The sequence below is a fragment of the Streptomyces montanisoli genome (genome assembly GCF_017813245.1).
GTDB lineage: Bacteria > Actinomycetota > Actinomycetes > Streptomycetales > Streptomycetaceae > Streptomyces > Streptomyces montanisoli.
The window spans coordinates 1-12,471 of the sequence record NZ_JAGIQL010000173.1; the positions used below are offsets into that span (position 1 = coordinate 1).

General features: G+C 73.6%; 12 protein-coding genes and 1 tRNA gene. 6 read left to right on the forward strand and 7 right to left on the reverse strand.

The annotated features are described in order from the left end of the window. From JFN87_RS27970 to JFN87_RS27990, 5 genes are all read right to left on the reverse strand, one after another. The coding region (locus tag JFN87_RS27970; RefSeq protein ID WP_209344404.1) for a PfkB family carbohydrate kinase at positions 1 to 868 on the reverse strand (868 nt) is incomplete at its 3' end. Beyond that, positions 865 to 2,388, reverse strand: a complete 1,524-nt coding sequence (locus JFN87_RS27975) for a purine-cytosine permease family protein (RefSeq protein ID WP_209344406.1) — start codon at positions 2,386 to 2,388, stop codon at positions 865 to 867. The genes JFN87_RS27975 and JFN87_RS27970, both read right to left, overlap by 4 nt. Before the next feature lie 85 nt (positions 2,389 to 2,473). Further along, a complete protein-coding gene (locus JFN87_RS27980; RefSeq protein ID WP_307865616.1) occupies positions 2,474 to 3,478 on the reverse strand; it encodes an ADP-ribosylglycohydrolase family protein in 1,005 nt (334 codons plus the stop codon). Continuing rightward, positions 3,475 to 4,203 (reverse strand): GntR family transcriptional regulator, encoded by a 729-nt coding sequence (locus tag JFN87_RS27985; RefSeq protein ID WP_209344408.1) that lies wholly within the window; start codon positions 4,201 to 4,203, stop codon positions 3,475 to 3,477. The genes JFN87_RS27980 and JFN87_RS27985 overlap by 4 nt, the downstream gene beginning before the upstream one ends. 56 nt (positions 4,204 to 4,259) lie before the next feature. Continuing rightward, complete coding sequence (locus JFN87_RS27990) at positions 4,260 to 4,961, reverse strand: L,D-transpeptidase family protein (protein ID WP_209344410.1); 702 nt, start codon at positions 4,959 to 4,961, stop codon at positions 4,260 to 4,262. Between the two features lie 201 nt (positions 4,962 to 5,162). Between JFN87_RS27990 and JFN87_RS27995 the strand changes: the two genes are divergently transcribed. From JFN87_RS27995 to JFN87_RS28020, 6 genes are all read left to right on the forward strand, one after another. Then, positions 5,163 to 6,146: an SDR family NAD(P)-dependent oxidoreductase gene (locus JFN87_RS27995; protein WP_209344412.1), complete on the forward strand. Its 984-nt coding sequence runs from the start codon at positions 5,163 to 5,165 to the stop codon at positions 6,144 to 6,146. Between the two features lie 172 nt (positions 6,147 to 6,318). Next, positions 6,319 to 7,515, forward strand: coding sequence for an argininosuccinate synthase (locus JFN87_RS28000; RefSeq protein ID WP_209344414.1), 1,197 nt, complete (start codon positions 6,319 to 6,321; stop codon positions 7,513 to 7,515). A 172-nt stretch (positions 7,516 to 7,687) separates the two neighbouring features. Continuing rightward, positions 7,688 to 9,115 (forward strand): argininosuccinate lyase, encoded by a 1,428-nt coding sequence (gene argH / locus JFN87_RS28005; protein ID WP_209344416.1) that lies wholly within the window; start codon positions 7,688 to 7,690, stop codon positions 9,113 to 9,115. A gap of 113 nt (positions 9,116 to 9,228) precedes the next feature. Beyond that, positions 9,229 to 9,301: transfer RNA gene (locus JFN87_RS28010), tRNA-Trp, on the forward strand. Between the two features lie 181 nt (positions 9,302 to 9,482). After that, positions 9,483 to 9,884: a hypothetical protein gene (locus JFN87_RS28015; protein ID WP_209344418.1), complete on the forward strand. Its 402-nt coding sequence runs from the start codon at positions 9,483 to 9,485 to the stop codon at positions 9,882 to 9,884. A gap of 170 nt (positions 9,885 to 10,054) precedes the next feature. Then, positions 10,055 to 10,690 (forward strand): DinB family protein, encoded by a 636-nt coding sequence (locus JFN87_RS28020; protein WP_209344420.1) that lies wholly within the window; start codon positions 10,055 to 10,057, stop codon positions 10,688 to 10,690. A gap of 71 nt (positions 10,691 to 10,761) precedes the next feature. Here JFN87_RS28020 and JFN87_RS33915 read toward each other — a convergent pair whose 3' ends face one another. Continuing rightward, positions 10,762 to 11,244: a rhodanese-like domain-containing protein gene (locus tag JFN87_RS33915; protein WP_307865617.1), complete on the reverse strand. Its 483-nt coding sequence runs from the start codon at positions 11,242 to 11,244 to the stop codon at positions 10,762 to 10,764. Positions 11,245 to 11,261: 17 nt separating this feature from the next. After that, a complete protein-coding gene (locus tag JFN87_RS33920) occupies positions 11,262 to 12,344 on the reverse strand; it encodes a hypothetical protein (protein WP_245182099.1) in 1,083 nt (360 codons plus the stop codon). Between the last annotated feature and the right edge of the window lie 127 nt (positions 12,345 to 12,471).

Below are 12,471 nucleotides of genomic sequence, written 5' to 3' on the forward strand. Positions count from 1 at the left end.
CCGCGTACGCCGCCGCCGCGTTGGCCGCGCGCGCCGCGTCCGCCGGGGCCGCGCCCTCGCCGAGCAGCGCGAGGAACGCGCCCACATGGGCGTCGCCCGCGCCGTTGCTGTCCACGGCATGAACCGGGAACCCCGGCACGTGCACGGGGGCCGAGCCGTCCGGCGCGGCCAGCCAGCAGCCGTCCTTGTCCGCACGTACGAGCACCCCGGCGCCCGGCGCGAGCCGCTCGCGCAGGGCGGCGGCCGCCGGCCCCGGGGCGTCGAGGCCAGACATCAGCCGCGCCTCGCGCGCGTTCGCGCTCAGCCAGTCCGTGCGCGCGAGTACCGGGCCGAGCACCGCGGCCGGGATGTCCGCGACCAGCGGAGCGGGATCCAGGCAGACCGTGACGCCCGCCGGCAGGTCCGTCACGAACGACGACAGCAGCGGCCCGTTCACCGGCATCACGAGGCCGTACCCCGACACCTGCACCAGGTCCCCCGGCTCCACCCGCGCCGAGACGGCCGCCACATCGGCCGCCGTCATCTCGGCGTCGACGCCGAAGCTCGTGACGAACGTCCGCTCGCCGCCCGCGTCCACCAGCGCCACCGTGAAGCCGGTGTCGCCGTCCGTGCGGGGCGGCAGCAGCAGCCGCACGCCCTCGGAGGCGAGCGCCGAGCGCACCAGGTCGCCGTGGGGGCCCGTGCCGTGCAGCCCGGCGAAGACCGTACGCGCGCCGAGCCGTCCCGCCGCGACGAGCGTGTTGAAGCCGCCGCCCGCCGTCACCTCCGTACGCGTGCCGATGACGTCGCCGCCGCGCTCGGGCAGCGCGGGCACCTCGATCACCAGATCGGCGATGACGTTGCCCGCGAGGAACAGCCGCCCGCTCACCGCCCGGCCCCCGCGGCCTCGCGCGCGGGCGCGCCGGGTACCTCGGGCGGCTCGGGCGCGAGCGAGGGGCGGCGGCCGAACACGGCGTACACCAGCGCGCCCACGGCCATGGAGATCGCCCAGCCGAGCCCGTTGTCACCGAGCCACGTGTGCGCCCACGGGCCCGCGAACCACACGTCGTCCGCGCTCGTCGAGGCCTCCGTGAACAGCAGGCCCATCACGATGGCGGCCGCCCAGGCGGCCACCGCCGGCAGGTGGAAGCCGCCGCTGTACCAGTAGCGGCTCGCGCGTGACGTGTCCATCAGCGCCTTCGCGTCGTAGCCGCGGCCCCGCGCGGAGTCGACGAGGATCACGCCGACCCACGCCGAGATCGGCACCGCGAGCAGCGTGAGGAACGTCGAGAACGGGCCGTAGAAGTCCTTCGCGATCAGCATGAAGTAGATGCCGCCGAGGAACATCAGCACCACGTCCACGGTCACCGCCCAGTGACGGCGCACCCGCAGCCCCAGCGTGAGCATCGTCAGGCCGGCCGAGTACGTGGAGAGATGGTTCGACATCAGCAGACCACCGAACGCGGCGATCAGGTACGGCACGGCCATCCATGAGGGCAGCATGCCGTTGATCGCGGCCACCGGGTCGGACGCGCTCGCCAGCGTGGAGTCGCCCGCGGACAGCAGCGAACCCAGCGAGATCAGCAGCACCAGCGGGATGCCGGCGCCGAACGCCGACGCCGTCACCAGCCTGCCGCCCGGGATGGACCGCGGCAGGTAGCGCGCGTAGTCCGCGCCCGCGTTCGCCCAGCCGATGCCGGTGCCGGCCGCGATGAAGCCGACGCCCGCGACGACACTGCTGACGGGGCCCGCGTGCACGCCGAGCACCTTGTCCCAGTCGACGGTCGCGACGAGGAAGCCCATCACGATCAGGTTCAGCACGCCGAAGACGACCGTGGCCCACTTGTTGATCCACATGATCGTCGCGTGGCCGAGGCCGCTGATCAGGAGCGTGCAGCCGATGAAGACCAGCAGGCTCACGACCGTCAGCACCGTGTTCTGGTGCCAGCCGAAGATCCACTGGAAGAGCGCGAGCAGCGCGTACGCCGCGGTCGTGGTCGAGATCGTCTCCCAGCCCACCCGGCTCAGCCAGCTGATCAGCGTCGGTCCCGCGTTGCCCCGCTGGCCGAACACCGCGCGCGACAGGGTCAGCGCGGGCGCGCCGCCCTTCTTGCCCGCCAGGCTGAGGATGCCCACCAGCGCGAACGACCCGACTGAGCCGATCACGGCGACGAGTATCGCCTGCCAGATGTCGAGCCCGCGGAACGCGACGAGCGTCGCGCCGAGCGGCAGCCCGAGGATCGAGATGTTGGCCGCGAACCACGTCCAGAACATCTGGCTCGCGTGGCCGTGCCTCTCCTCGTCGGGTACGGGTTCGATGCCGCGCGTCTCGATGGCGCCGACCCGGTCGCCCGCGATCTCTTCTGCCGTGCCGGTACCGACCTGATCGTTCGTCGTCGAAGCGGTCATGGCGGAACCTCCTTGCCTCTTACGGAGGGACGGGTGCCGCGCCGGGAGCGTGGGCGCGCCCGGGCGGTGTGGGTGCTTGCGCGGTTCAGCGCAGCGCGAGCAGGCGCTCCACGAGGGGTTCGAGCTCGAGTTCGTTGACGGTGCGCAGGGTGTCCACGGCCTCGCCGGGCAGCGCGCGCAGCCCGGCCACGGAACCGGCCACGGCACCGGCGATCGCGCCGATCGTGTCGCTGTCGCCGCCGAGGTTCGCCGCGAGCAGGCAGCTGCGCCACGGGTCGCCGCCGGCGATCGCGAGGACCGCGAACGCGGCCGGTACCGACTCCTGGCTGGCCACGCTCGTCCCGACGAGCGAGCACACCAGGTCGAGCGCCTGCTCCTCGGGGACGCCGTCGACGAGACCGGACGCCCACTCGATGCGCGACGCGATGTCCGCGCCGGCGATCCAGTGGCCGCGCTCCGCGCCCGCCCTGGCCGCCCCGGCCGCGGCGGTCACGGCGTCCTCCAGGGTGCCACCGCCGACACCGGTGCTGACGGCCGCCGCGACCGCGGCCGCTCCCGCGATGCCGATGGTGGTGTCGTGCGTCACCTGGCACGACTCCGCGACCCGGTCCAGGAACGCGCCGGCCGGCTCGGCCGCGAAGGCGATGCCCACGGGCGTGACCCGCATGGCCGCCCCGTTGGTCGTGCCGTACCGTCCGGCCTCCTCGGTGGGCACGCCGCGCGCCACCGCGTCGAGCGCGGCCTTCGTGGAGGGGCCGAGCAGGTCGAAGGAGCCCTTCGCCCTCATCTCCTTCTCCCAGTCGAGCAGCTCGTGCGCGAGACGCAGCGGGTCGATGTGCCCGCCGCCCTCCGCGAGGAGCCGCGCGACGATCACGGCCTGGTCGGTGTCGTCGGTGACCGAGCCCGCGGGCATCCCGGCGCTCACCGGGTTGTCAGGCCCGGCCGGCGCGAAGCCGGTGAGCGTTCCGTACGCGCGTACGACGTCGCGGCGCGACATGGTCTGTGTGGGCATGCCGAGCGCGTCGCCCATGGCGAGGCCGTAGAAGGCGCCCAGGGCGCGGTCGAGCGTGCTGGTTTCGGTGGTGGTCACCGGTTGTCTCCTCGTCCCGAGTGAACGTGCAGCTGGAACCTGGCGGGATCGAGGAGGCTCGTCACCTGCTCGACGACGGACCCGTCCGCGGCCCGGTACACCTGGGCCAGGTGCAGGAAGGGCTCGCCGGGGGAGCGGTGCAGCGTGGCGGCCTCGGCGACGTCGAGGCCGCGCACGGAGACCTGGCCGTCGCCGGACTCGGTGATGCGGCCCGCGGCCAGCAGGGTCCTGTTGAGCGACCCCTCGGTGAGCCCACGCGCCGGCAGGCCGGCGAGCGCGCCCACGGCGGGCACGCGGCTGTGTTCGAGCGATACGCCCCTGCCGTCGGCGAGGCGCCGCACGCGGTCGAGCGCGACGAACGCGTCCGACTCCGTGCCGAGCTCCGCGGCGAGCGCCGGGTCGCCGACCGTCTCGAACCGCAGCACCTCGGTGACAAGTCCTGCCGCGCCCGCCGCGCCGCCCGCGAGGGAGCGCGTCCAGCCGAGCCGGTTGTCCAGCGGCGTGCCGTCGAAGGTGACGAAGGAGCCGATGCCGGGGTGCGTCGCGATGAGCCCCTGTTCGCCGAGGACCTGGAGCGCCTGCCGCAAGGTGGTGCGGCTGACGCCGAACCGCTCGGTGAGCGCGTGCTCCCCGGGCAGCCGTTCGCCGGTGCTGTGCACGCCGGCACGGATCTCGTCGGCGAGTACGCGGGCGATGCGATGATGCTTGTGAACCTGTCCAGGCATGTCTGGAACAGTACTGGACATGCCTGGACAGGTCTATAGCCGCCGGGGCCTCGATGTCAGTACTTCGTGAGCGCGGTCGCGCCCCCTGCCGTGCCGATCGCGATGTGCGGGTGGCGTGCCGGGTCCGCCCAGGTCAGGATCGACGCCATGGCGTCCGCCGGCACCGATACGCAGCCGGCCGTCGAGCCCTTCCCGTCGACGTGCAGGAAGATGCCCGCGCCCCTGCCGTGCACCGGGTGGTCGTAGTTGAAGCCGACCACCATGGCCCGCGCGTACTGGGTCGGGTAGTCGGCCAGGTGCTCCGACTCGCTCCCCGCGCAGTCCGCCGGCAGCCCCTCCGCCCACCGGTTGTACGCGCGCGAGCCATTGTCCTCGCACCACCAGGACCGGGCGGTGGCCCGCCGGTACGGGTACCGCGTGCCCGCGGGCGGCGCCGCGTTGCCGAAGGCGTACGGCAGGTCGTAGAGGCCGGCCGGGGTCGTGTACGTCCCCTGTTTGCGCGTCGTCCCTTCCGTCAGGCCGTGCGAGCCGAACCGTGCGGGCGCCGAGCCCGCCTCGACCCAGCGGCCGCCCCGCTCGTCCCACCACGTCAGCGTGCCCGTCGTTGCCGCGGTGCCGGCGGCCACGACGGTGATCAGCTGGCTGCCGCCGCCGGTGTCCGCCAGCGCGCTCGGCAGCGGCTCGCCGCCGGAGGGAGTGGCGGCGGTGCCGGTCAGGAGGGCGGCGAGGACGGATGCCGTGACGAGAGCTGTCTGCATGGTCGGAGCCTAGGAACGACGGGCCGCCGCGGCCCGGGCGCCGGGGCCGTACGGCCGAATCCGCCCACCCTCCGGGGTCCTGGCCCGCCTCGTACCGCGTCGCACGCGTGCCGGAGCGCTGCTCCACTTGCGAAAGCGGAACGTCGCTCCGTAAGGTAAGGGGAGCAAGGTTCCGCTTATCGCCTCCGGAGGAGAACCCCCATGACTCACCAGCAGAAGCCCATCGGCTCCGGATTCACGCCGGCCTCGACGGCCGACGAGGTGCTCGCCGGCACGGACCTGACCGGCCGGAACGTCATCGTCACGGGCGGGCACGCGGGCATCGGCCGCGAGGTCACCCGTGCACTGACCGCGCGCGGCGCCAGGGTGACCGTCGGTTCACGCCGCCCGGAGCGCGCCCGCGAGGCCGTGGCCGGGATCGACGGCGTCGAGATCAGCCGGCTCGACCTGGCCGACCCCGCGTCGGTCGACGCCTTCGTCGAGCGGTGGAACGGATCGGGGCGCCCCCTGCACGTGCTGATCAACTGCGCCGCCGTCGCGGCCCCGGAACGCCGTGAGGTGGACGCGCGCGGCTACGAGACGCAGTTCGCGGTCAACCATCTCGGCCACTTCCGGCTCACCCTCGCCCTGCTGCCCGCCCTGCGCGCGGCGCACGGCGCCCGGGTGGTCAACGTGACGTCCGGCGCCCACCGCTTCTCCACCATCCGCTGGGACGACCCGCACTTCGGCGCGGGCGACTACGAGCCGCATCTGGCGTACGCCCAGTCGAAGGCCGCCAACGTCCTGTTCGCGGCCGAACTCGACCGCCGATGGGCCCCGGACTCCATCCGCGGCTACTCGGCCCACCCGGGCGTGGTCGTGGGCACGGCCCTCAACGCGGCGGCCGGCGCGGAAGGGCTGCGCGCCGCCGGGCTCATCGACGAGGACGGCGGGCTGATCATCGACCCGGTCGCCGGGAAGAAGACCGTGCGGCAGGGTGCCGCGACCATCGTGTTCGGGGCCGCGAGCCCGCTGCTCGCGGACATCGGCGGCGTCTACCTCAAGGACAGCGACGTGGCGCCGCTGGACGACGAGGAGCGGCCGCTGACGGCGGACAGCATCCCGTCGGACGCGACCTCGCAGTCGCTCGACCCCGCCAACTCCCTGCGGCTGTGGGAGCTGAGCGAGCGGCTGCTCGCCGCCTGACCCCTGAGCGGCGAGCGGCTGCTCGCCGCCTGACCCCTGAGCGGCGCTCGGGCGCGCCCGGGGCGACCAGGAGGTTCGTGCTTCGGCCGCGCGCCTGACCACCGGTTTTGACAAACCATGCGGAGGCTTGCATAGTTATACCCATCAGCGAATGCATCCTAAGGAGAGACTCGTGACCGAGCGCGTCGTACTCGCCTACTCGGGCGGCCTGGACACGTCCGTCGCCATCGGTTGGATCGCCGAGGAGACGGGCGCCGAGGTGATCGCCGTCGCCGTCGATGTCGGCCAGGGCGGCGAGGACATGGATGTCATCCGCAAGCGCGCCCTCGCCTGCGGGGCCGTCGAGGCCGAGGTCGCCGACGCGAAGGACGAGTTCGCCGACGGGTACTGCCTGCCGGCCATCAAGGCCAACGCGCTCTACATGGACCGCTACCCGCTGGTGTCCGCCCTGTCCAGGCCCGCGATCGTCAAGCACCTCGTCGCCGCCGCCGAGAAGCACGGCGCCGGCACCGTCGCCCACGGCTGCACCGGCAAGGGCAACGACCAGGTCCGCTTCGAGGCCGGCATCGTCGCCCTCGCTCCCGGCCTCAAGTGCATCGCCCCCGTGCGCGACTACGCGATGACCCGCGACAAGGCGATCGCGTTCTGCGAGCAGAAGAACCTGCCGATCGCGACCACCAAGAAGTCCCCGTACTCCATCGACCAGAACGTCTTCGGACGTGCCGTCGAGACGGGCTTCCTCGAGGACATCTGGAACGCGCCCATCGAGGACATCTACGACTACACGCAGAACCCGGCCGCGCCCCGCGAGGCCGACGAGGTCGTCATCTCCTTCAAGGCCGGCGTCCCCGTCGCCATCGACGGCAGGCCCGTCACCGTCCTCCAGGCCATCCAGCAGCTCAACGAGCGCGCCGGCGCCCAGGGCATCGGCCGCATCGACATGGTCGAGGACCGGCTCGTGGGCATCAAGTCGCGCGAGGTCTACGAGGCGCCCGGCGCGATCGCGCTGATCACCGCCCACCAGGAGCTGGAGAGCGTGACCGTCGAGCGCGAGCTCGCCCGCTACAAGCGGCAGGTCGAGCAGCGCTGGGGCGAGCTCGTCTACGACGGCCAGTGGTTCTCCCCGCTCAAGCGCGCGCTCGACGGCTTCATCAACGAGGCCAACGAGCACGTCACCGGCGACATCCGGATGACGCTGCACGCCGGCCGCGCCGTGGTCACCGGCCGCCGCTCCGACTCGTCGCTCTACGACTTCAACCTCGCCACGTACGACACCGGCGACACGTTCGACCAGTCGAAGGCGCAGGGCTTCATCGAGATCTTCGGCCTCTCCTCGAAGATCGCCGCCAAGCGCGACCTCCAGGGCTAACCTGCCCCAGGGCACCAGATGCCCAAGGCGCGGCCGCTACCGGCATCCCACCGCCTCCCCGCTCCCTCGTGGGCGGGGAGGCGGTGCCGGTTCCACCCACCCGCCCGCGCGCCGCCGCGTGCGCGGCACCACACGACCACCATGACCGCCTTCCTCTCCCTCAGGAGCAGCAGTGAGCAGCAACAACGGTGACGTCAGGCTCTGGGGCGGCCGGTTCGCCGACGGACCGGCCGACGCCCTGGCGAAGCTCTCCGCGTCCGTGCACTTCGACTGGCGCCTGGCCCCGTACGACATCGCCGGGTCACGCGCGCACGCCCGCGTGCTGCACAAGGCGGGCTTGCTCACCGCGGACGAGCAGACGGAGATGCTCGCCGGCCTCGCCCAGCTGGAGGACGACGTCGCCGACGGCAGCTTCACCGGGACCGTCGCCGATGAGGACGTCCACACCGCGCTCGAACGTGGGCTGCTGGAGCGGCTCGGCCCCGACCTCGGCGGCAAGCTGCGCGCGGGCCGCTCGCGCAACGACCAGGTCGCCACCCTCTTCCGGATGTACCTGCGCGACCACGCCCGCGTCATCGGCGGCCTGATCGCCGGCCTCCAGGACGCCCTCGTCGGCCTCGCGGAGGCCCACCCCACCGTCGCGATGCCGGGCCGTACGCACCTCCAGCACGCACAGCCCGTGCTGTTCGCGCACCACGTGCTCGCGCACGTCCAGGCGCTGTCGAGGGACGCGGAGCGGCTGCGCCAGTGGGACAAGCGCACGGCGGTCTCCCCGTACGGCTCCGGCGCGCTCGCCGGGTCGTCCCTCGGCCTCGACCCGGAGGCCGTCGCGGTGGACCTCGGCTTCGAGCGGGGCTCGTCGGGCAACTCCATCGACGGCACCGCGTCGCGCGACTTCGTCGCCGAGTTCGCGTTCATCACCGCGATGATCGGCGTGAACCTCTCGCGCATCGCGGAGGAGGTCATCATCTGGAACACGAAGGAGTTCTCCTTCGTGACGCTGGACGACGCCTACTCGACCGGCTCGTCGATCATGCCGCAGAAGAAGAATCCGGACATCGCGGAGCTCGCCCGCGGCAAGTCGGGCCGCCTGGTCGGCAATCTGACGGGCCTGATGGCGACGCTCAAGGCGCTGCCGCTCGCGTACAACCGCGACCTGCAGGAGGACAAGGAGCCGGTCTTCGACTCCTGCGACCAGCTGGAGGTCCTGCTGCCCGCCTTCACCGGCATGATGGCCACCCTGAAGATCAACAGGACCCGCATGGAGGAGCTGGCGCCCGCCGGGTTCTCGCTCGCCACGGACATCGCGGAGTGGCTGGTCAAGCAGGGGGTGCCGTTCCGGGTGGCGCACGAGGTCGCGGGGGAGTGCGTCAAGGAGTGCGAGGCGCTCGGCATCGACCTGGACGAGCTGACCGACGAGCAGTTCGCCAAGATCTCCCCGCATCTGACGCCGGACGTGCGCTCGGTGCTCAACGTGCAGGGCGCGCTCGCCTCGCGCAGCGGACGCGGCGGCACCGCCCCCTCCGCGGTCGCCGTGCAGCTCTCCGAGCTCAAGGCCGATCTGGTCATCCAGCACGCGTGGGCCGCCGCGAAGAGGTGAGAGCCCGTCAGCCGTGTGCCGGGCGGGGCCATACGGGGGAGGACCGCCCGACACGCGGATAATCACATGACACGTCTGAGGCGTCCCTGTCAGAGTCGGAGTGACGAGGACGAAGGGGTGTAGCTCAGAGGCCAGAGCACCGCTCTCCAAAAGCGGACGCCGCAGGTTCGACTCCTGCCGCCCCTGCCGGTGACGACGACGAAGGCGAACGGCCCGCTGACCGCGGGCCGTTCGCCTTCTGGCATGAAGCTGCCACGCCGGTTCGCGCGACTCCGCTGACACGGCGGGCCGCCAACCGCGACACTCCTGATGGCTCCCGGCCCATCGGCCCACCGCGCCGTGGCGCGACGACAGGAGGTGCGGTCCCGTGCGAGCGGACGTCATCCCTCCGCCCTTACTGCGCGGCCTGCTCAGGACCGACGCCCAGGGCGTGCTCGTACCCCAGGCGGCCTGGCACTGGGAGTGCGGCGCCGGCGCACGACGCTGGTCGTTCTACGTGCGGCCCGACCTGTATGCACCGGGCTCGGGCCAGCGCGTGACGGCACACTGCTTCGAGGAGCAGTGGCGGCTGGTGAGCGCACTGCCGCGGGCGGGCGGCCTGCCGCCGGGCCTGTGCCGGTCGGTGGATTCGTGGAAGCTCGTCGTCGTCCTCGCGCGGCCGGACGAGCAGTTCCCCCGTGCGCTGGCCGCGTCCCGCCTGACGCTGGCGTCGCGCAGCACACGGGACGAGCTGGCCGCGCTGCTCGACACGGACCGGCAACAGCCGTGACCGGGGGCCGGGTTGCCACGCCGGGACGGGGCGGGAACCGTCCGCTAGGTGCCGGTGCCGGAAGGTGACAGGCGCGGACGGTGGCAGGCCGGCAGGTCGCGGTGGGAGGGTCGCCGGGCAAGCCCGTCAGGCGACACGCCGGGGCCGCCACACGCAGGAGGCAATCAGCGATGACCGTGACCGAACAGACCGGCAACGGTGTGCACCGCATCGACATCCCCTCGGCCACCGACGACCCCGACGCGTACGTGTCCGCCCTGCTGGACGTGGCCGGCGACCGCGACCCGTTCGCTGAGATGGCCCTGACGCCCGTGCGCGCCTCCCGGTTCTGCGCGGACACCTCCGTACGGCTGCTGGAGAGTGCCCCGGAGGAGGGCGAGTGGCCGGCCTCCGGCGTCGTCGGGCACCTCTTCGACGTCGACATCGTCTACGGGTTCCGCTGGCGGCTGGTGATCACCGAGGACGACCCCTCCTACCCCGGCTACGACGAGGAGCGGTGGACGCCGCTGGCTCGGCTGCCGTTCTGGCAGATGCTGGACGCCTGGACGGGGCTGCGTGCCTCCAACGTGGCACTGCTGCGTGCCCTGCCGCGCGGGGACTGGCAGCGCACCGGCCGCCACGGCGAGCAGGGCGGCGAGACCCTGGAGGTCATGATCCGCAAGGTGATCGGCCACGACATCGCGCACCTCAACCAGATCTACCGCGCGGTGCGCGCCGTACGGCTGGCCGAGGGGCTCGACGTCGCCGCGCTGGACCTCGCCTACGAGGAGACGGGCCTGGCCGGCGCCGGTCCCGGCGCGCGCTGAAGCCGGCCGGCCCCGGACGCGGAGCGGGGCCCGGGGGAGTGGTCCCCGGGCCCCGCCTCACGTGCCGGACGTCAGCAGCCGCAGGCGCCGGCCGCGGGCGCGGTGAGCGGGTCGGGGGCTCCGCGGCGCACCCCCGCGGTGTCCTCCACCGGGAAGCCCTCGCGTGACCAGTACTCGAAGCCGCCCAGCATCTCCTTCACCTGGTAGCCGGCGGTGGCGAAGGCGAACGCCGCGCGCGTCGCGCCGTTGCAGCCGGGGCCCCAGCAGTAGGTGACGACGAGGCTGCCCGCCGGTACGAGCGAGGCGGCGCGCTCGGCGATCTCGTCGGTGGGCAGGTGGACCGCGCCGGGGACGTGGCCCTGGTCGTAGGCCTCGGTGCTCCGGGTGTCGACGAGTACGAACGAGTCCGCGCCCGACTCGATGTCGGCGTGCACGTCCGAGACGTCGGCCTCGAAGGTGGCCCTCCGGTGGAAGTGGGCGGCGGCCGTGGCCGGGTCGGCGGCCGGGGCGCGCAGCACCTTGGAAGCGGCCTGGTTGATCGCGGGAGAGGTCACGGGGCAGGGCTCCTGTCTTACGGCTCGAACATGTCGGAGGACGGGGCGACGGCGCCGGGAAGAGAGGCTTCCGGGACCGGCGTCGCGCGGTGGAGGCGCAACGCCGCGGCGGCGGGCAGGACGAGAACGCAGGCGGTCGCCGTGCCCGGTCCGAGGAGGAGGACGGCGGCCGGGAGATGGACGGCGCGCGCGAGAGCGAGTACGGCTGCCGCGACGGCCACTGCCGCCCATATACCCCTTCGCGTCACCGGCGACGCCGCCGCCGGCGCCTTTGCCGGTGTTCCCGCAGGCACAGTAGCGTCAAGCGGCGCCGACCGCAGCCATAGCCGGGACCAGCGGGCCCCGCAGGAGGCCAGGTTGGTGGCGCAGTAGGCGGTCAGCACGACCGCCGCGGCCGCCCCGGCAACCCGCGCCGCCCGCACGGAATCCGGGCCCGGCTGCGGCGCGGCGAGCACCAGCGCGAGCGAGGCGGCGCACACCGCGGGCCCGTACAGCAGCCGCGCCACGGCCCGTGGCCGCAGTCGGGGCAGCGCCGGCACGTCGCCCTCGGCGCCGACCCAGGCGAACAGCACCACGAGGACAGCGGCCGGTCCCCAGGCGCCGCCGTCCGGGAGACGCCCGTCGAGACGGAGCAGCCCGGGCAGCAGCCACCACGCCGCGGTCAGCAGCAGCACGGCGGCCAGCCGGGTGGCGCGGCCCCCGGGGCCGGGCAGCAGCCCGGCGTGCGCGCAGCCGCCGGCCACCAGCAGCACCGCGGCGGACACCACAGTGGCGGCCCGGCCGTCGGCGGCGAACTCACCGGCCGCGCCGGCCACCGCCGCCTGGCCGCAGGCGATCCCCGCGAAGTAGAGGACGTGGACGGCGACTTCGGCACGTGGGCCGAACGCCTCGGCGGCCAGACCCGCCACCCCGCGGCCACGGGTGCCGCCCGCCCTGGCGACCAGCACGTGCCACACCAGCAGGACGACGCCTGCCGCGAGCGCCGCCCACTGCGTGCCCGGGCGGCCCGCGAGGGCCGCCGGAACCAGCAGCGTCCCGGCGCCCGCGACGGCGAGCAGGGTGCGGCGCGGGCGCCGGGACGCTGCAGAGCGGGAGAGCACACGCCTGAACCCCAGCCACCGGTGTATCCGGGAGGCCGTCCGTCGGCCGGAGAGGAGGGGGGGGGGGGGGGGGGGGGGGGGGGGGGGGGGGGGGGGCGGGGGGGGGGAGCGGGGGGGGGGGGGGGGG